We start from the raw sequence: 20,208 nt of genomic DNA on the forward strand, positions 1-20,208 counted from the left end.
TCCCGCGGGTGGAGGGGGAGCCGTCAGCACTTTTCGGGCTTCCCGGCACCTTCCGCGCCCTTGCGCCGTTGTCCTGTGAGGGTGCGGCGAGGTCCACGCGGCGGCAGCCCTCCCGACGCGGTGGTGTCCTCGCTTACGATGGCCGTTGCGGTGGGGCCCACCTGCCGTGCCCGCGCCAGAGTCCATTACACGACCCAGTGCCAGGCCCGACCGGCAAGGAGACCAGCCTCAGTGTCCGTCTTCAACAAGCTCATGCGTGCAGGCGAAGGCAAGATCCTGCGCAAACTGCACCGCATCGCGGACCAGGTCAGCTCCATCGAAGAGGACTTCGTCAACCTCTCCGACGCCGAGCTGCGGGCGCTCACCGACGAGTACAAGGAACGGTACGCGGACGGCGAGAGCCTGGACGACCTGCTTCCCGAGGCGTTCGCCACGGTCCGCGAGGCCGCCAAGCGCGTCCTCGGACAGCGCCACTACGACGTACAGATGATGGGCGGAGCCGCCCTGCACCTCGGCTACGTGGCCGAGATGAAGACCGGTGAGGGCAAGACCCTCGTGGGCACCCTGCCGGCGTATCTCAACGCCCTCTCCGGCAAGGGCGTCCACCTGATCACGGTCAACGACTACCTCGCCGAGCGCGACTCCGAGATGATGGGCCGGGTCCACAAGTTCCTCGGGCTCAGCGTCGGCTGCATCGTCTCCAACATGACCCCGGCCCAGCGCCGCGAGCAGTACGCCTGCGACATCACGTACGGCACGAACAACGAGTTCGGCTTCGACTACCTCCGCGACAACATGGCGTGGTCCAAGGACGAGCTGGTCCAGCGCGGCCACAACTTCGCCGTGGTCGACGAGGTCGACTCGATCCTCGTCGACGAGGCCCGTACGCCGCTGATCATCTCCGGCCCGGCCGACCAGGCCACCAAGTGGTACGGGGACTTCGCCAAGCTGGTCAGGCGGCTCACCAAGGGCGAGCCGGGCAACCAGCTCAAGGGCATCGAGGAGACCGGCGACTACGAGGTCGACGAGAAGAAGCGGACCGTGGCCATCCACGAGTCCGGCGTCGCCAAGGTCGAGGACTGGCTCGGCATCGACAACCTGTACGAGTCGGTGAACACCCCCCTCGTCGGGTATCTGAACAACGCCATCAAGGCGAAGGAACTGTTCAAGAAGGACAAGGACTACGTCGTCATCGACGGCGAAGTCATGATCGTCGACGAGCACACCGGCCGTATCCTCGCCGGCCGCCGGTACAACGAGGGGATGCACCAGGCGATCGAGGCGAAGGAAGGGGTGGACATCAAGGACGAGAACCAGACCCTCGCCACGATCACCCTGCAGAACTTCTTCCGCCTCTACGACAAGCTCTCCGGCATGACCGGCACGGCGATGACCGAGGCCGCCGAGTTCCACCAGATCTACAAGCTCGGCGTGGTGCCGATCCCGACGAACCGGCCCATGGTCCGCGTCGACCAGTCGGACCTGATCTACCGCACCGAGGTCGCCAAGTTCGCCGCGGTCGTCGACGACATCGCGGAGAAGCACGAGAAGGGCCAGCCGATCCTGGTCGGCACCACCTCGGTCGAGAAGTCCGAGTACCTCTCGCAGCAGCTCTCCAAGCGCGGCGTCCAGCACGAGGTCCTCAACGCCAAGCAGCACGACCGGGAGGCGACGATCGTCGCCCAGGCCGGCCGCAAGGGCGCCGTCACCGTCGCCACCAACATGGCCGGACGAGGCACCGACATCAAGCTCGGCGGCAACCCGGACGACCTCGCCGAGGCGGAGCTGCGCCAGCGCGGTCTGGACCCGGTGGAGAACGTCGAGGAGTGGGCGGCCGCGCTGCCCGCCGCGCTGGAGGCGGCCGAGCAGGCGGTGAAGGCGGAGTTCGAGGAGGTCAAGGAGCTGGGCGGGCTCTACGTCCTCGGCACCGAGCGGCACGAGTCGCGCCGCATCGACAACCAGTTGCGCGGTCGCTCCGGCCGTCAGGGCGACCCCGGCGAGTCCCGTTTCTACCTGTCGCTGGGCGACGACCTGATGCGCCTGTTCAAGGCCCAGATGGTCGAGCGCGTCATGTCGATGGCGAACGTCCCCGACGACGTCCCGATCGAGAACAAGATGGTCACCCGCGCCATCGCCTCCGCGCAGTCGCAGGTCGAGCAGCAGAACTTCGAGACCCGCAAGAACGTCCTGAAGTACGACGAGGTGCTCAACCGGCAGCGCGAGGTCATCTACGGCGAGCGCCGCCGCGTCCTGGAGGGCGAGGACCTCCAGGACCAGATCCGGCACTTCATGGACGACACGATCGACGACTACATCCGGCAGGAGACCGCCGAGGGCTTCGCCGAGGAGTGGGACCTGGACCGGCTGTGGGGCGCCTTCCGGCAGCTCTACCCGGTGAAGGTCACCGTCGAGGAGCTGGAGGAGGCGGCCGGGGACCTGGCGGGCGTCACCGCCGAGTTCATCGCCGAGTCCGTCAAGAAGGACATCCACGAGCAGTACGAGGAGCGCGAGAGGACCCTCGGGTCCGAGATCATGCGCGAGCTGGAGCGGCGCGTGGTCCTCTCGGTCCTGGACCGCAAGTGGCGTGAGCACCTCTACGAGATGGACTACCTCCAGGAGGGCATCGGCCTGCGGGCCATGGCGCAGAAGGACCCGCTGGTGGAGTACCAGCGCGAGGGCTTCGACATGTTCAACGCCATGATGGAGGGCATCAAGGAGGAGTCCGTCGGCTACCTGTTCAACCTGGAGGTCCAGGTCGAGCAGCAGGTCGAGGAGGTCCCGGTGCAGGACGCGGGCGAGCGCGCCTCGCTCACCAAGGAGGGCGCCGCCGCGTCCGCCCCGCGTCCGGAGATCCGCGCCAAGGGCCTGGAGGCCCCGCAGCGCCCGGACCGGCTCCACTTCTCCGCTCCCACGGTGGACGGGGAGGGCGGCGTCGTCGAGGGCGACTTCGAGAACGGCGACGGCGGCCGCGCCGCTGCGCCGGACGGCATGACGCGCGCGGAGCGCCGCAAGGCCCAGAAGAGCAGCGGCGGGGGCCGTCGCCGCAAGAAGTAGCACGGCGGGCGGGCGAGGCGGCGGAGGGTCCCCTCCGCCGCGGCCCGCCCGAGCGGTACGGCCGGGGGCCGGACACCACGCGGTGTCCGGCCCCCGTCGCGTCCCGGAGGGGAGAGCGGGGGCCGGGGCCGCCCGAGGCGCAGGGGAGGGGCGGGCGGGTCGCTCGAAGCCGTGCGGGGCGGACCGGTCCGCCCGCGGGCGCCCCGGTGCCGGTCCGCCCGCGAGGATCGCCGCCGCCCGGCGGTGCGGCGGGGAGCGGGCCGCGGCCGTGCGGGACGCGGACGCCGATGCGGTCTCGCCGTGGCCTACGGGTCGGGACGTCCGGGACCGTCCCGCCCCGTAGGCCGGGGGAGCCTCCGCCGAGCAGGCCCGCAGTCGTGTGCGTCGGAAGGCCCCGGCGTACGTCGTCCCCCGCCCGGCCCCTCGGAGCGGCCGGGCGGGTGCGGCGTACCGGACAGCCCGCTCCCCGCCCGTACGCGACCGGCTGGGCCAGCCCCGCCGCCCGCGCGCCGCTCGCCCCGGCTCCGCCCGCGCGCCGCTCGCCCGGCCCCGCCCGCGCGCCGCTCGCCCCGGCCCCGCCCGTGCGCCGCTCGACACGGCTCCGCTCGCCCGGCCCCGCTCGTGTGCCGCCAGGGCTCACCGGCCGCCGGCGCGGCCGGGGGTGAGGCGTTCGCCGCCCAGTTCCACGGCCGTGCAGCGCCAGCGCTGGTCGGCGCCCTGTTCCAGGCGGAAGGCCATCGCCCGGACGCGGTCGCCCGCCGTGATGCTGGCGAACGCCTCCACCACGCCGGTGGCGGGCTGGGCGCCCCGGCAGTGGCGGAGGACGGGGCGGCTGCCCCGGCCGTCCGTCAGGGGGGCGTGGGAGGCCAGTTCGGCGAGCTGGTCGTAGGCGTCGCCGAGGGTGTGGCCGAGCATCCACTGCACCGGGCGCTGGCCGCTGAGGACCGCGAGCAGGCGCTCGGCGAACCATTGGTGGGGCCTCGGCGGCCGGTGGGGCTGCCTGCGCGGCCGCTGTGCGGGTACTGACTGCGGGCGGCGCTGGTCGCGCCGGCCGGCGGGCCTCGTCCTGTCCATGCTCATGCTCTTCGCCCCGTTGACCGGGCCCGGCTTGTACCGGGCGGTAACTTTTGTTGGGGTTCTTCTACGGGGGCGGTCGTCAGCGCCGCAAGGGCCTCACGGCGGTGGCCGGGGGCCGGACGGGTTCACCTGTCCGTGGCGCTCCCCTTGCCCGGCAAGGGCGGGGAGGGGGGTGACGGGCCCTTTCCGGTAGACGGGGGACCCCGGTCGCCGAAACCCGAAAGGGGGCGGCCCCCACGTATCCTGGGGGCGTCTCCCTCTACGAAAGCGGCCTGCGATGCGCGTGTACGTCCCCCTGGCCCTCTCCGGTCTCGCAGCGGCGCACGGTGCGGGCGAGCTGGGCCCCGGACCGCTGACCGCCTACGCGGTGACCCCCGGACTGCGGGAGTGGTACGTGTCCGACGACATCGAGGAGCTGGAGTACGCGGCGCTCACCCGCGCCGCGGCCGCCTCGCTCCGGCTCATCGCCCGGAGCCCCGACGAGGTGCGGCGGCGGGTCGTCGTCGCCGTCGACGTACCGGACGGGGCCGCCGTCGCCGACCCCGACCACGGGTTCGACGCGTCCTCGCTCGGCGAGGTGCGGATCGCCGCCGCGCTGCCGTTGGCCAAGGCGGCCGCTGTGCACGTGGACGCCGACGACGCGGAGGAGGACGTGGCCGCCGCCGCGGCGGCGCTGGGGGCGGCGGACCACGGCGACGAGGACGCGCGGTTCACCGTGGACGGCGCCGAGGACCACGAGCTGCTCTGGTTCGGCGTGCAGGAGATCCCCCAGCTCATCGGCTGACGCCGCGTCCGGCGGGGGCGGCCGCGGCGGCGCCGTGTCCCCGTGCCCGAAGACCTCGTCCCGGCCCGGCGCACTGTCCGTAGTGTCAAAGTTCGGTGTGTTCTTTTGTACACAAGCAGCACATGACGGGCCGGGGTACGGGAGCGATAGCCTGGTGCCGTGATCAGCGCGATACGCCTCGGGGGCAGCGAAGCCCCCGGCCGCCGCCCGGAGTGCCACCGCACCCGGACGACCCGCGATCTCCCGACCCCGAACCGGCGGCCGAACACGGGCGGTACGGCGACGGGTATCTCTCGAAGCGGCACAGCGCCGATCCGGACCGGAAACCCCGCGTCGTGGCGGTACGCCGCTTCTCTCACCTACGTCTCGCAACGGCGCGCGACAGGAGCCAGAGGACATGCAGACCAAGCTGGACGAAGCCAAGGCCGAGCTGCTCGCACGGGCGGCCAAGGTAGCTGACAACAGTCCGGGTGGTGGTGCCGGTGGGCCGGGAGGCACCCCGCGGGCGCAGGTCGCGGCCGGGGCCGACGAGGAGGCCCGTCCCGGCCGGGACGCGGTGCTCGCCTACCTCCAGCGCTACTACCTGCACACTGCTCCGGAAGACCTCGGCGGCCGCGACCCGGTCGACGTGTTCGGCGCCGCCGCCTCGCACTACCGGCTGGCCGAGAACCGTCCGCAGGGCACCGCCAACGTCCGGGTGCACACCCCGACCGTCGAGGAGAACGGCTGGACGTGCAGCCACTCCGTGGTCGAGGTCGTCACCGACGACATGCCGTTCCTCGTGGACTCCGTCACCAACGAGCTGTCCCGCCAGGGGCGCGGCATCCACGTCGTGATCCACCCCCAGGTCACCGTCCGCCGCGATGTCGCCGGCAAGCTCATCGAGGTCCTGGCCGAGGGCCCCCGCATCGGCACGAGCGGCCGGGGCGGCGGGAGCGCCGAGGCGGACCGGGCCGAGCTGCCCCACGACGCGCTCGTCGAGTCCTGGATCCACGTCGAGATCGACCGCGAGACCGACCGCGCCGACCTCCAGCAGATCACCGCCGACCTGCTGCGCGTCCTCTCCGACGTCCGCGAGACCGTCGAGGACTGGGGCAAGATGCGCGAGGCCGCCCTGCGGATCGCGGACGACCTGCCCGGCGAACCGCTCGACGACCTCGCCGACGAGGAGGTCGAGGAGGCCCGCGAGCTGCTGCGCTGGCTGGCCGCCGACCACTTCACCTTCCTCGGGTACCGCGAGTACGAGCTGAAGGACAGCGACGCGCTCGCCGCCGTGCCCGGCACCGGGCTCGGCATCCTGCGCTCCGACCCGCACCACACCGAGGACGAGGCCCACCCGGTCAGCCCGTCCTTCGACCGGCTGCCCGCCGACGCCCGCGCCAAGGCCCGCGAGCACAAGCTCCTGGTCCTGACGAAGGCCAACAGCCGGGCCACCGTGCACCGCCCCAGCTACCTCGACTACGTCGGCGTGAAGAAGTTCGACGCCAAGGGCGACGTCGTCGGCGAGCGCCGCTTCCTCGGCCTGTTCTCCTCCGCCGCCTACACCGAGTCCGTGCGCCGGGTGCCCGTCATCCGCCGCAAGGTCGCCGAGGTCGTGGAGGGCGCGGGCTTCTCGTACAACAGCCACGACGGCCGCGACCTGCTCCAGATCCTGGAGACCTACCCGCGCGACGAGCTCTTCCAGACGCCGGTCGACCAGCTCCGCTCCATCGTCACCTCCGTCCTCTACCTCCAGGAGCGCCGCCGGCTGCGGCTCTACCTGCGCCAGGACGAGTACGGGCGCTACTACTCCGCCATCGTCTACCTGCCGCGCGACCGCTACACCACCGGCGTGCGCCTGCGGTTGATCGACATCCTCAAGGAGGAACTGGGCGGCACCAGCGTCGACTTCACCGCCTGGAACACCGAGTCGATCCTCTCCCGGCTGCACTTCGTCATCCGGGTCCCGGTCGGCACCGAGCTGCCCCACCTCACCGACGCGGACGCCGACCGCATCGAGGCCCGCCTCGTCGAGGCCGCCCGCTCCTGGGCCGACGGCTTCCAGGAGGCGCTCACCGCCGAGCTGGGCGAGGAGCGCGCCGCCGAACTCCAGCGGCAGTACGGCCACTCCTTCCCCGAGGGGTACAAGGCCGACCACTCGCCGCGCGCCGCCGTCGCCGACCTGGTCCACCTGGAGACGCTGAAGGAGGACGAGCAGGACTTCGCCCTCAGCCTGTACGAGCCGGTCGGCGCGGGCCCCGGCGAGCGCCGCTTCAAGATCTACCGCACCGGCGAGCAGGTCTCCCTCTCCGCCGTCCTGCCCGCGCTCCAGCAGCTCGGCGTCGAGGTCGTGGACGAGCGCCCGTACGAGCTGCGCTGCTCCGACCGCACGCACGCCTGGATCTACGACTTCGGGCTGCGGATGCCGCAGGCCGACGGGCACGGCGGCCACCTCGCCGACGACGCCCGCGCCCGGTTCCAGGAGGCCTTCGCGGCCGTCTGGGAGGGGCGGGCGGAGAACGACGGCTTCAACGCGCTCGTCCTGGGCGCCGGTCTGACCTGGCGCCAGGCCATGGTCCTGCGCGCCTACGCCAAGTACCTGCGGCAGGCCGGATCGACCTTCAGCCAGGACTACATGGAGTCCACGCTCCGCAACAACGTCCACACCACCCGGCTGCTCGTCTCGCTCTTCGAGGCCCGGATGTCGCCCAGCCGGCAGAGCGCGGGCACGGAGCTGACCGACGGCCTCCTGGAGGAGCTGGACGGGGCCCTGGACCAGGTCGCCTCGCTCGACGAGGACCGGATTCTGCGGTCCTTCCTCACCGTCATCAAGGCCACCCTGCGGACCAACTTCTTCCAGACGGCGCAGGACGGCGCTCCGCACTCCTACGTCTCGATGAAGTTCGACCCGCAGGCCATCCCGGACCTGCCCGCCCCCCGCCCCGCGTTCGAGATCTGGGTCTACTCGCCGCGCGTGGAGGGCGTCCACCTGCGCTTCGGCAAGGTCGCCCGCGGCGGGCTGCGCTGGTCCGACCGGCGCGAGGACTTCCGTACGGAGATCCTCGGCCTGGTCAAGGCGCAGATGGTGAAGAACACCGTCATCGTGCCGGTCGGCGCCAAGGGCGGCTTCGTCGCCAAGCAGCTCCCCGACCCGTCCGCGGACCGGGACGCCTGGTTCGCCGAGGGCATCGCCGCCTACCGCACGTTCATCTCCGCGCTCCTGGACATCACCGACAACATGGTGGCCGGGGAGGTCGTGCCGCCCGCCGACGTCGTCCGGCACGACGAGGACGACACCTACCTCGTCGTCGCCGCCGACAAGGGCACCGCGAGCTTCTCCGACATCGCCAACGAGGTCGCCGTCGCGTACGGCTTCTGGCTCGGGGACGCGTTCGCCTCCGGCGGATCGGCCGGCTACGACCACAAGGGCATGGGCATCACCGCCCGCGGCGCCTGGGAGTCCGTCAAGCGGCACTTCCGGGAGCTGGGCCACGACACCCAGACCGAGGACTTCACCGTCGTCGGCGTCGGGGACATGTCCGGCGACGTCTTCGGCAACGGGATGCTGCTCTCCGAGCACATCCGCCTGGTCGCCGCGTTCGACCACCGGCACATCTTCATCGACCCGAACCCGGACGCGGCGACCTCGTACGCCGAGCGGCGGCGGCTGTTCGAGCTGCCCCGCAGCTCCTGGGCGGACTACGACACGAAGCTGCTCTCCGCGGGCGGCGGCGTCCACCCGCGCACCGCCAAGTCGATCGCGCTCAACGCGCACGTCCGCCAGGCGCTCGGCATCGAGGGGTCCGTCACCAAGATGACGCCCGCCGAGCTGATGCAGGCCATCCTCAAGGCCCCCGTCGACCTGCTGTGGAACGGCGGCATCGGCACGTACGTCAAGGCCGTCTCCGAGTCGAACGCCGACGTCGGCGACAAGGCCAACGACGCGATCCGCGTCAACGGCGAGGACCTGCGGGCCAAGGTGGTCGGCGAGGGCGGCAACCTCGGCGCCACCCAGCTCGGCCGGATCGAGTTCGCCCGCCACGGCGGCCGGATCAACACCGACGCGATCGACAACAGCGCCGGCGTGGACACCTCCGACCACGAGGTGAACATCAAGATCCTGCTCAACGGGCTGGTCCGGGACGGCGACATGACCGTCAAGCAGCGCAACAAGCTGCTGGCCGAGATGACCGACGAGGTCGGCACGCTCGTCCTGCGCAACAACTACGCGCAGAACGTCGCCCTCTCCAACGCCCGCGCCCAGGCCCCCTCCCTGCTCCACGCCCAGCAGCGCTTCATGCGGCGCCTGGAGCGGGACGGCGCCCTCGACCGGGCGTTGGAGTTCCTGCCCGCCGACCGGCAGGTCCGCGAGCTGCTGGGCAACGGCAAGGGGCTCAGCCAGCCGGAGCTGGCCGTGCTGATCGCCTACACCAAGATCACGGCGGCCGACGAGCTGATCTCCACCACCCTGCCGGACGACCCGCACCTCCAGAAGCTGGTGCACGCCTACTTCCCGAGCCAACTGCGCGAGCGGTTCCCCGAGGCGGTCGACGGGCACGCGCTGCGCCGCGAGATCATCACGACGGTGCTGGTCAACGACACCGTCAACACCGCCGGTTCGACGTTCCTGCACCGGCTGCGCGAGGAGACGGGGGCGTCGATCGAGGAGATCGTGCGGGCCCAGTTCACGGCACGGGAGATCTTCGGCCTGTCCTCGGTGTGGGACGCCGTCGAGGCGCTCGACAACCGGGTCGCCGCCGACGTCCAGACCCGTATCCGGCTCCACTCGCGCCGCCTGGTCGAGCGCGGTTCGCGCTGGCTGCTGGGCAACCGGCCGCAGCCCGTCGCCATCGCGGAGACCATCGAGAGGTTCCGCGACGGCGTCGAGCAGGTCTGGGAGGAGTTGCCCAAGCTCCTGCGGGGCGCCGACCTGGACTGGTACCACTCGCTCCTGGACGAGCTGACCTCCGCGGGCGTCCCGGACGAGCTGGCGGTCCGGGTGGCCGGGTTCTCGTCCGCCTTCCCGGCGCTGGACATCGTGGCCATCGCCGACCGTACGGGCAGGACCCCGCTGGAGGTCGCCGAGGTGTACTACGACCTCGGGGACCGGCTGCGGATCTCCCAGCTCATGGACCGGATCATCGAGCTGCCGCGGGCCGACCGCTGGCAGTCCATGGCCCGCGCCTCCATCCGCGAGGACCTGTACGCCGCCCACGCCGCGCTCACCGCGGACGTGCTGGGCGTGGGCGACGAGGCCGCCCTGCCGGAGGAGCGGTTCCGGGCGTGGGAGGAGAAGAACGCGGCGATCCTGGCGCGGTCGCGTTCGACGCTGGAGGAGATCCAGAACTCGGACGCCTTCGACCTGGCCAACCTGTCGGTGGCGATGCGGACGATGCGCACGCTGCTGCGCACGCACGCGTAGCCGCAGGGGTACGTCGGAGGGCGCCGGCGCCTGTCACAGGCGCCGGCCCCCTCCGACGTACCGGCGGGCGCGGGTCAGGCGCTCACCTCCGGGGCGGGGCGGACGCGCAGTGCGCCTCGTACGCCGCCACCACGTCCTTGGCCGGGCCGTCCATGCGCAGGGCGCCCGCCTCCAGCCACAGGGCACGGTCGCAGGTCTCGGTGATCGACCTGTTGCTGTGGCTGACCAGGAAGACCGTGCCGGCCTCGGCGCGCAGCTCCTTGATGCGGTCCTTGCTGCGGCGCTGGAACGCCGCGTCGCCCGTGGACAGCGCCTCGTCGATCAGGAGGACGTCGTGGCTCTTGGCGGCCGCGATGGAGAAGCGGAGCCGGGCGCCCATGCCCGAGGAGTAGGTGCGCATCGGCAGGGAGATGAAGTCGCCCTTCTCGTTGATGCCGGAGAAGTCGACGATCTCGTCGTAGCGCGCCCGGATCTGCTCGCGCGTCATGCCCATCGCGAGCCCGCCGAGCACCACGTTGCGCTCGCCGGTCAGGTCGCCCATCAGCGCCGCGTTCACCCCGAGCAGCGAGGGCTGGCCCTGGGTGTGGACGTGGCCGCGGGTCGGCGGGAGCAGGCCCGCGATCGCCTTGAGCAGCGTGGACTTGCCGGAGCCGTTGGAGCCGATGAGGCCGATCGCCTCGCCCTTGTACGCGGCGAAGCTGACGCCCTTGACGGCGTGCACCTTGCGGGCGCCGGGGTGCGTGCGCCGGGAGACGAGCCGGCTGAGCGCCGAGGTCGCGCTGCCCCGGCCGGTACGGGCGCCGTGGACCGTGTACGTGATGTGCACGTCGTCCACGACGACGGTGGGGACGCGCTCGCCGTGCGCGGCGGCGGCGCGGGGGGAGGTCAGGGTCTCAGCCACGTCCGTACGTCTCCTCGGCCTTCCAGAAGTACACGAATCCGGCCACCCCGCACAGCAGCGCCCAGCCCGCCGCGACCGCCCACACGTGGGACGGCAGGTGGGCCCCGGTGAAGCTGTCGATCAGGGCGTACCGCATGAGGTCGATGTAGACGGCCGCCGGGTTGTACTCCAGCGCCACCATCACCGCGTGCGGGACCCGGTCCCCCTTCAGCAGGTTCTCCAGGCTCCACATGACGCCGGAGGAGTACATCCAGGTGCGCAGGACGAACGGCATGAGCTGGGCGATGTCCGGGGTGCGCGCGGTCAGCCGGGCGACGGCCATCGACACGCCGGTGTTGAACACCGCCTGGAGCGCCAGGGCCGGGACCGCCAGCAGCCAGGCCGGCCGCGGGTACTGGCCGAACGCCAGCAGGATCAGGAGCAGCGCCCCCATCGAGAACAGCAACTGCTGCAACTGCTGGAGCGCCAGCGCCACCGGCAGCGAGGCGCGCGGGAAGTGCAGCGCCCGCACCAGCCCGATGTTGCCGCTGATGGCACGGGTGCCCGCGGTGATCGAACTGCTGGTGAAGGTCCAGATGAACACCCCGGTGACCAGGAACGGGACGAAGTCCTCCACCCCGTGCTTGGTGTTCATCAGCACGCCGAAGATGAAGTAGTAGACCGTCGCGTTGAGCAGCGGCGTCATGACCTGCCAGAGCTGGCCGAGCTTGGCCTGGCTGTACTGGGCGGTCAGCTTGGCGGTGGCGAACGCCGTGATGAAGTGCCGGCGCCCCCAGAGCTGCCGGACGTACGCGCCGAGGGGCGGCCGGGCCCCGCTGACCGTCAGGCCGTGCCGGGCGGCCAGCGCGGCCAGCTCGCCGGGCGCGTGAACGGGCGCGGAGTGGTCGGGAGGGGCTGTGTCCACCGGGGGCGGCGGGGCTGCTGTCTGGCTCACCACGATCGCTTTCGACGCAGGCGGGAGAGGGGGGAACGACACGGTCCCGCAGGGACGCCCTCGTTGGGACGGGACCGTATCGTCGTGACGCCGAGAGTAGGACGCTTCCACGTCGCAACGCAACCGTTCCGTCCCGGCCGTCTACCATGGACGCCATGACCACCGAACGGGGAACCCGCCGCCGCGCCCCCGCAGGCGCCGCCGTCCTGCGCGAGGACGTGACGGACGCCATCCGCGCCGCCGTCTTCGAGGAGCTCGCCGCGGTGGGGTTCGCCCGGATGTCCATCGAGGGCATCGCGCGGCGGGCCGGGGTGGGCAAGACCGCCGTCTACCGCCGCTGGAAGTCCAAGCTGGCGCTCGTCCTCGACCTGGTCGCGGCCGTCGCCGCGCAGGGGATGCCCGCCCCCGCCACCGGCTCGCTGTACGGGGACGTCCGCGCCGTCCTGGAGTTGGCCGCGTACGCCCTGCGCCACCCGGTGGCCTCGCAGGTCATCCCGGACCTGCTGGTGGAGGCGGCCCGCAACCCGGAGATCTCCGAGGCGATCAAGGCCGCCCTGCTGGACCAGCACCAGGGCGTCGCGGCCGTCGTCGTGCGGGAGGCGGTGGCACGGGGCGAGCTGCCCGAGGGCAGCGACCCGGACCGGGCGCTCGACCTGATCGTCGGCCCGCTCTACTGGCGCCTGGTCGTGGTCCGCGGCGCCCTCCCGCCGGGCTACCTGGACGACCTGGCCGCCTCGGCCGTCGCCGCCCTCCGACACGGCTGAGGGGACGCGGGCGTGCGCGCGGGCGGGTGGCTACCGGCGCGCTGGTGGAGGTGCGCGCGGGCGCGGTTGGTGCGTGGGTCGTGCGCGGTGCGCCGGTAGTCGGTACGTACGGGTGCGGGGCGTGCTGGTACGGGCGTGCGGGCGCGGGCGTACGTGGGCGGCGCGCGCCGGCAGGGGCGCGGGTGGCGGTCGGCGCGTGCTGGTGGAGGTGCGCGCGGGCGCGGGTGGTGCGTGGGTCGTGCGCGGTGCGCCGGTGTGGGCCGGGGAGTGCGCGCGCCCGCGTACGCGCCGGGGGCGTGGTCAGCCGGCCGCCGGCACGCGCGCCAGCACCTCGCCGGTGCGCGGGCCGAACGTCAGGACCGTCGCGTTCTCGGGGAGCCGCTGGAAGCGGGTCAGCAGCAGCCACCGCACCCCGTACCGGGCCGTGATCGCGTCCCGTTCGGCCTGCGGGCTCGCCGCGTCGAGGTAGGCGGCGACCGCCCGGCTCCGCGCGCCGCGCTCCGTAGGCGCGAGCCCCGCGTCCGGGAGCGCGTCGGCGAGGACGTACGCCCCGTGCGCTGCCAACGCGTACATCGCCGGGCGGCTGTCCGTCAGGACCACCTCGCCCGCCGGGACGTACGCCGTCGCCCAGGTGTACGGCTCCCCGGTCGCCCGTGCCCCCGGCGCCCGCGACGGCTCGGCCGCCCGCGCGTCGGACGGGGTGCGCGGGGCGGTGAACCCGTTGTAGTACGGCCACAGCGCCGCCACCGCCGCCGCGCACGCGACGGCGCACGCCCACCGCCGCACGGTCGGCCGGATGCGGGTCCGCTGCCGCACCGCGATCAGGGCGAGGCACCCCAGCGCCGCGCCGAGCGCGGTCGGCGGGTGCACCAGCAGGACGAGCCCGAGCAGCGCCCCGATCCCGGCCGCGTCGGCCCACCGGGGCGCCCGGCCCGGCCGGAGGGCTCCGGGGCGCGGGGAGCGGGCGACCGCGCGACCGGTCCACACCCACAGGTGCAGCGTGACCGCGACCGCGCACGTGCTCGGCGCGCTCCACCGGGCCGGGTCCGCCCAGTGGACCAGGGCCAGCGGCGCCAGCACCAGGACCGGGACCCAGCGGTTCGGGGTCAGCAGGCGGGTGATGCGGCCGATGCCGGTGAGCAGGAGCAGCAGGTTCGCCGAGGCGGCCAACGCGACGACGGAGGGCCCGGAGAGCCCGGTGGCGCGGGCGAGCAACCCCTGGACGAGGGCGTACGGGGAGTAGTGCGCGCTCCCCTCGGCGGGCAGGTCGGTCATCGGGAACGCCGGGTGCAGCAGGTCCGCCCGCAGCCGTTCGACGACCGCCGCCTGCAACCCGGCGTCGCAGCAGAGCGGGACCCGCCAGGCGGCGGCCGACAGCACCGCCCACACCAGACCGCCCAGCAGGAGGTAGGGCGACGGCAGCCACAGGGGCGGTCGGCCCGGCGCCTCGTCATCGGTCGCGGCGGCGGGCGGGAGGTCGGACGGGGCGGAGGTCGTGGAGGAGAGGGGCACGCCTGATGGGTTCCGTGCGCGGGCCCCGGTCTCCCGGCCGCCACTCGTCCGGGGGATTTCCGGATGCGGGTGTTCCGTGCGGGCGGCTTCGGGCCCGGCGGACCCTCATGCCGCCCCGGACGGGGGGTCCTCGGGCGGGGGCCCGTCCGCGAGGAGGCGGTCCGCGACCCGCGCCGCCGCCCCGCCGTCGTCGAGGTCGCAGTAGTCGCGGCGGAAGCCCGCGTACGCCTCGGCGTGCCGGGCCGCCAGGGCGTCGGCGTCCCGCAGCGCCCGCGCCACCTCGTCCGCCGTGGCCAGCAGCGGTCCCGGCGCCCGCGCCTCGAAGTCCAGGCAGAAACCCCGCACCGTGTCGCGGTAGTGCGCCAGGTCGTGGGCGTGGAAGAGCATCGGGCGGCCCGTCAGGGCGAAGTCGAACACCAGCCCCGCGTAGTCGGTCACCAGGACGTCGGCGACCAGGAGCAGCTCGGCCGCCCGCGGGTGGTGCGACACGTCGAGCACGCCGGGCCCTGCGTGGGGCCCGCCGGTGACCCGCGGGTGCCGGCGCACGAGCACGGTGTGGCCGGGGCCGAGCGCCCGCGCGAGGGCGTGCGGGTCGAGCGCCGGGTCCCAGCGGTACGGGCCGGGGGCCGTGCGGTCGGGCGACGCGGCCGGGGGGTGGGCCAGGTGGGCGCGGTAGGTCGGCGCGTGGAGCACGACGCGGTGGTCCGCGGGGAGCCCCAGTTCGCGGCGGAGCCGGTCGGCCGTCTTCTCCCGGTCCGGGGAGAGCAGCACGTCGTTGGCGGGCGAACCGGCTTCCAGCACCTCGCCCTCGTACCCGAGCGACCGGCGCAGCCAGGGGGTGGCGAAGCGGCTCGGGGAGACCAGCACCGACCATTGGGCCGACCGGTGCGGCAGAGTGGCGAGGTGCTGGTGGTCGGCGTACAGGGTGTCCGCCAGTCCGGCGCCGAAGCGGCCGAGCGGCGTCCCGTGCCAGGTCTGCACGACGGTCTGCCCCGGTCGCCGCTCGAACCACACGGGCAACTGCTCGTCGGTGACGATCCGGCGGGAGCGCGCCAGCGCCTCGTACCAGGCCGGGCTGTGCACGGGGACGGCCCGCGCGCCGGACGGGACGCGGGTGGTGCGTCCCGGCGCGGTGCCGGTGACCCACAGGTGCTCGGTGTCCGTGCCCCGGCGCACCAGCTCGGCGTGGACGGCGCGCGGGGAGTCGCCGCCCGCGTACAGGACCGTCTCGCGGAGCGGGAGGGCGGTGCGCCGGGCGCGGTAGTGCGAGGCGCGCAGGAGCCGCCTGCCGTACGCACTGCGCCCGGCGGCGGGCGGCTCCGGCGCCGCGACCACGGTCAGCCGGTCGCCGTGCCGCCGCTCCACCCGGAGCCCGCCGTCCCCGCAGGGCAGGCGCGCGGCCACCGAGGTGAGGACCCGCACGGGGCGGCCGTCCAGCCGGACGCCCCAGCGGCCCTCGGGAAGCGGCGGGCCGATCACCGCCGAGAACCGCCCCGCCGCCCGGTCCACGGAGACCTCCGCGACCGGCAGCGTCTCGTGCAGCACCTCGTGGTGCAGGAGCAGGGGGACGGCGGCGGATGCGCCGGGGCGCGGGGCGGACGCGGCGGCGTGCGCTTCCGCGCCGGGCGGGCGCGTGCGCTCGTCGGCCTCGGGTGCCGGTGACGCGGCTTCGGACCGGTGCGCCGGAGCGGCTCCGGTCGCGCTTGCCGCGTCAGCCCCGAACCCGCTCGGCGCGGCGTCGGCTCGGGAGCTGCCCGCCGGCGACGCGGCTCCGGACTCGTGCGCCGTACGGGCTCCGGTCCCGCTCGGCACAGCGTCGGTCCCCGACCCGCCGCTCGGGGACGCGGTTTCGGACCCGCTCGGCGCGTCGCTCGCCCCGGCTCGGTCCGGTGCCGCGTCGGTCCCCGACCCGTCTAGGGGTGACGCGGCTTCGGCTCCGCTGGCCGCCTCCCCGCCGTCCCGTCCCCAGCCGCCGTACGTCCCCGAGACGCGCACGCTCCCCTCCGCCGTGCGCTCCACGTGGGTCACGACCGGCAGGTCCGCCAGGTCCAGGACCAGGTGGCCCGCCGCGTCCGCGCGGGCGGGCGGCGGCAGGTCCGGGGCGGCGGGCAGGGGGATGCGGGAGCCGTCCGGCAGGAGCAGCCGGGCCCGCCACCGCGCCCCGTGCTCCGCCGCGACCTCGCGGGGAGCCCGGCGCGGGGCCGGGGGCACGGCGGCGAGTTCGGCGAGCGGCACGCGCACCGTGAACGCCTCGCCCCCACCAGCCGCGCCCGCGCCGGCCCTGTCAGCCCCCTCCGCCTCACCGGCCCCACCCAGCGAGCCCGCGCCCGCCGCCCCGGCCCCGTCCGTCACACCAGTCCCGCCCGCACCGGCCCTGTCCGTCGCGTCGGCCCCGCCCGTCGCACCGCCCCCACTCACCGAGCCCGCACTCACCGAGCCCGCGCCCGCCGCTCCGGCCCCGTCCGTCGCACCGCCCCCACTCACCGAGCCCGCACTCACGGAGCCCCCACTCACCGAGCCCGCACTCACGGAGCCCGCGCCCGCCGCTCCGGCCCCGTCCGTCGCACCAGCCGTACCGGCCTCGTCCGTCACACCAGCCCCACCAGCCCCACCAGCCTCGCCCATCGCACCAGCCGCCCCCGCTCCGCCCGCAAGCGCCGCCCCCGCTCCCCGTACCACCGGAAACGCGTACTCCTCCGCCCCGTCCCGTGTCAGCAGCAGGGCCGTGGGCCGGACCCCGCCGAAAAGCCGCCCCGCCAGCTCCAAGCCCAGCCCCTCACCCGGCCCAGCCCCGTCGCTCTGCCCCGCCCCCACCGTCCGGTGCGCCTCCGCACGTGCCGGGAGCCGGGTGAGGGTCAGGCGCAGGCGGCCGGACCGGTGGTCGAGCACCGCACGCCGCCCGTCGCCCAGGTCGTGCACGAGCGGCTGGTCCGCGCCCGCGTCCAGGGCGCGTACCGCCACCCGCCGGACCGTCCCGCGCCCCGCGATCACCAGGCCGACCAGCCAACCGCCGTCCGCCGCGCCGGGCAGCCGGTCCGGGTCGAGGACCAGCTCGAACCCCGCGTGGTCGTAACCGTGCAGCTCCTGGCCCGAGTCGACCGTCGCCTCCGGCGTGCGCACCGGCCGTACGGGCACCGCCCGCATCCGCCGGCCCCCGGCCTCCCGCACCACCCCCACCCGGAGCTGCTGCCGCGCTGAGGCGGCGGGCAGGTTGCGCAGGTACGCGTACCCGCGCAGGCGCAGCTTCCCGTCCGCGCCCCAGCGCGCCTCCAGCAGCCGGGCCACGGCCGGGACGTCCGTACGCACGAGCCGGGCGCTCGCCCCGCGTACGCCGGGGTAGACCGCGCGCCGCCGCCCCGGCGGGCCCTCGACGGCGAACGCGCCCACGCCGTTGGCGCGTTCGAAGGCGAGCACCGCCAGCAACTCCTCCAGCCGCCGCTCCCGCACCAGGGACCACTTGACGCGCAGCTCCACCGGCAGCCCCTTCAGCACGTCGGCCCCCGCCCGGTCGACGAAGGCCCCCGCCCCCTCCAGGAAGGCCGTGCGGTACGCCTCGCCGCCCATCGGCAGGCCGTCCAGGAAGTAGCCGAAGTCGTCGCGCAGGCAGGAGGCGTCGTACGCCCGCCGCTGCTCCGCGTCGCGGGCCCCCAGGAACGCGCTGACCCGCTCGCACGCGGCGATCCTGTCCACGACGCCCCTGACGTCCGTGCGCCGCCGGGTGATCGAGCCCTCCCGCACCCGCCAGTAGTAGACGTGCTCGTGCAGGACGTCGACCGAGCCGGCGAGATAGTGCGCGGGGATCATCACCGGGGTGTCCTCGTACAGCCTGCCCTCGGGGAAGGCGAAGGCGTGCCCGTCCCAGAAGGACCGCCGGAACACCTTGTTCCACGCCACCCGGTCGGCCAGCAGGCGCGGGTCGCGGGTGATGTGGGTGCGCGGCCGGGAGGCGGTCAGCCAGCGGTACTGCCACGCCTGGCGCCGCCCGTGCTCGGTCAGCCGCCACACGTTGCCGGTCGCCAGGTCGGATCCGGTCGACTCCAGCGAGGCCGTCATCCGCTCGTACGCGTCGTGGACCACGATGTCGTCGCTGTCCGCGAAGGCCAGGTAGGGGACGGCGGCGGTGGTGTGCCGGACGCCGGTGTTGCGGGCGGCGCTGAGCCCGGCGTTGCGCTGCCGGACCAGCCGGAACCGGGGGTCCCGCGCGGCGAACTCCGCCGCGATGCGGGCGCTGCCGTCCGTCGAGCCGTCGTCGACGAGGACGACCTCGATCGCGGCGAGGGTCTGCTCCGCCACCGAGCGCAGGCAGTCCGCGAGATGCGCCTCGACGTTGTGGACCGGGACGACGACGCTGAGCAGTGGCTTCATGTCCTGGTCAACAGGGTGCGGGTCACGCGGTCACCGGCGCCTACCCGAACGGGTGAACGCGGGGCGGGGCGGGACGCGCCGGGGCTACGCTCGGCTGCCATGCCGCCCCGTGCGTTCCTCGCGTCCGTGAAGCGGGCCGTCCGCCGCCAGGCGATGCGGGCCGCCTACCGCGCCGACCTCGCCCGCCCCCTCGACCCCCGCCTCGCGGTCTACGGGGCGTACTGGAACCGGGGCGTCGCCTGCAACCCGGCCGCCATCCACGCCAAGGCCCGTGAACTGGTCCCGCACATCCGGGGCGTGTGGGTCGTCTCCTCCCGCCACCGCGACCGGATGGAGCCGGGCGTGCCGTACGTCATCGAGGGGTCGCGCCCCTACTGGCGGGCCATGGCCACCGCCACGTACCTGGTCAACAACTCCAGTTTTCCCGGCGGCTTCACCAAACGCCCCGGACAGCGCTACCTCCAGACGCACCACGGGACCCCGCTGAAGACCATGGGCCTGGACCAGCGCGCCTACCCGGCCCTGGCCCGGAAGACGGACTTCGACAAGATCCTCGCCCACGTCCGCCAGTGGGACTTCAGCCTCTCCTCCAACCCGCACAGCACCGGGGTCTGGGACCGCGTCTACCCGTCCTCGTCCGCCCGCCCCTACGAGCACCTGAACCTCGGATACCCGCGCAACGACGCCTACTTCACCGCCACCCCCGAGGACGTCCGCCGGGCGCGGGAAGCGCTGGGCGTCGCCGGGGACCGGACCGTCCTGCTGTACGCCCCGACCCACCGCGACGACCGCCCCGGCTTCACGCCCGACCTCGACCCGCGGGCACTTCTCCGGGAACTCGGGCCGCGGTACGTCCTTTTGGTGCGCGCGCACTACTTCTACGGCCGGACCGCCCGGATCGAGGGGACGCGGGACGGGCGGGTCGTCGACGTCACCGCCCATCCCCGCGTCGAGGAACTGTGCCTGGCCTCGGACGCGTTGATCGGCGACTACTCGTCCCTGACCTTCGACTACGCCTGCCTGGACCGCCCGATCGTCACCTACGCCCCCGACTGGCCGGCCTACCGTGCCGCACGCGGCGCCTACATCGACCTGCTCTCCGGCCGCCCCGGCGACACCCCCGGCGCCGTCGCCACCACCCCCCGCGAGCTGGCCGAGGTCTTCCGGTCCGGGGCCTGGCGCTCCCCGCGAACGACCGCGCTGCGCACGGCGTTCCGGGAGCGGTTCTGCCCGTACGACGACGGGCGCGCGGCGGAACGCGTCGTACGGCGGTTCTTCGACCCGGCGGGATGACGGGGCGGTCCGGACGGAAGCCGCGGCGGCCACCCGAATGGCCCAGGGAGGACGCCGCCACCGATCCCTCGCCCCCGTGCGGTCGTTGTGCCCGACAGCTCACTCGCACCGCCATGTTGGGAG

10 protein-coding genes are annotated in these 20,208 nt (G+C 74.0%); 5 read left to right on the forward strand and 5 right to left on the reverse strand.

Annotated elements, in window-relative coordinates; translation table 11 throughout:
* The first annotated feature begins 231 nt into the window (after nt 1-231).
* The gene (secA, locus tag ACZ6EJ_RS09885) at nt 232-3,054 is read left to right on the forward strand and encodes a preprotein translocase subunit SecA (protein ID WP_469265869.1); all 2,823 of its coding nucleotides are present in this window, start codon (nt 232-234) and stop codon (nt 3,052-3,054) included.
* A 636-nt stretch (nt 3,055-3,690) separates the two neighbouring features.
* On the opposite strand, the gene ACZ6EJ_RS09890 is transcribed toward secA, so the two are convergent.
* Nucleotides 3,691-4,134, reverse strand: coding sequence for an Rv3235 family protein (locus ACZ6EJ_RS09890; protein ID WP_469265870.1), 444 nt, complete (start codon nt 4,132-4,134; stop codon nt 3,691-3,693).
* A gap of 274 nt (nt 4,135-4,408) precedes the next feature.
* On the opposite strand from ACZ6EJ_RS09890, the gene ACZ6EJ_RS09895 reads away from it, so the two are divergent.
* Complete coding sequence (locus tag ACZ6EJ_RS09895; protein ID WP_469265871.1) at nt 4,409-4,915, forward strand: DUF6912 family protein; 507 nt, start codon at nt 4,409-4,411, stop codon at nt 4,913-4,915.
* A 397-nt stretch (nt 4,916-5,312) separates the two neighbouring features.
* The gene (locus tag ACZ6EJ_RS09900) at nt 5,313-10,316 is read left to right on the forward strand and encodes an NAD-glutamate dehydrogenase (RefSeq protein WP_469265872.1); all 5,004 of its coding nucleotides are present in this window, start codon (nt 5,313-5,315) and stop codon (nt 10,314-10,316) included.
* A gap of 82 nt (nt 10,317-10,398) precedes the next feature.
* Here the strand turns inward: ACZ6EJ_RS09900 and ACZ6EJ_RS09905 are convergent, their stop codons facing one another.
* Nucleotides 10,399-11,217, reverse strand: coding sequence for an ABC transporter ATP-binding protein (locus tag ACZ6EJ_RS09905; protein ID WP_469265874.1), 819 nt, complete (start codon nt 11,215-11,217; stop codon nt 10,399-10,401).
* Nucleotides 11,210-12,151 carry an ABC transporter permease gene (locus ACZ6EJ_RS09910; RefSeq protein ID WP_469265875.1) on the reverse strand — a complete coding sequence of 314 codons (942 nt, stop codon included), beginning with the start codon at nt 12,149-12,151 and terminating at the stop codon, nt 11,210-11,212. Before ACZ6EJ_RS09910 ends, ACZ6EJ_RS09905 begins: the two co-directional genes overlap by 8 nt.
* Before the next feature lie 155 nt (nt 12,152-12,306).
* Between ACZ6EJ_RS09910 and ACZ6EJ_RS09915 the strand changes: the two genes are divergently transcribed.
* Nucleotides 12,307-12,915, forward strand: coding sequence for a TetR/AcrR family transcriptional regulator (locus ACZ6EJ_RS09915; RefSeq protein WP_469265876.1), 609 nt, complete (start codon nt 12,307-12,309; stop codon nt 12,913-12,915).
* Nucleotides 12,916-13,215: 300 nt separating this feature from the next.
* Here ACZ6EJ_RS09915 and ACZ6EJ_RS09920 read toward each other — a convergent pair whose 3' ends face one another.
* Together ACZ6EJ_RS09920 and ACZ6EJ_RS09925 are read right to left on the reverse strand one after the other, a co-directional pair.
* Nucleotides 13,216-14,427 (reverse strand): hypothetical protein, encoded by a 1,212-nt coding sequence (locus ACZ6EJ_RS09920; protein ID WP_469265878.1) that lies wholly within the window; start codon nt 14,425-14,427, stop codon nt 13,216-13,218.
* A 105-nt stretch (nt 14,428-14,532) separates the two neighbouring features.
* Nucleotides 14,533-18,792 carry a bifunctional glycosyltransferase/CDP-glycerol:glycerophosphate glycerophosphotransferase gene (locus tag ACZ6EJ_RS09925; protein ID WP_469265879.1) on the reverse strand — a complete coding sequence of 1,420 codons (4,260 nt, stop codon included), beginning with the start codon at nt 18,790-18,792 and terminating at the stop codon, nt 14,533-14,535.
* A gap of 99 nt (nt 18,793-18,891) precedes the next feature.
* Between ACZ6EJ_RS09925 and ACZ6EJ_RS09930 the strand changes: the two genes are divergently transcribed.
* The gene (locus ACZ6EJ_RS09930) at nt 18,892-20,085 is read left to right on the forward strand and encodes a CDP-glycerol glycerophosphotransferase family protein (protein WP_469265881.1); all 1,194 of its coding nucleotides are present in this window, start codon (nt 18,892-18,894) and stop codon (nt 20,083-20,085) included.
* Nucleotides 20,086-20,208: the final 123 nt, after the last annotated feature.

It is taken from the genome of Streptomyces sp. NPDC041970 (genome assembly GCF_055588985.1).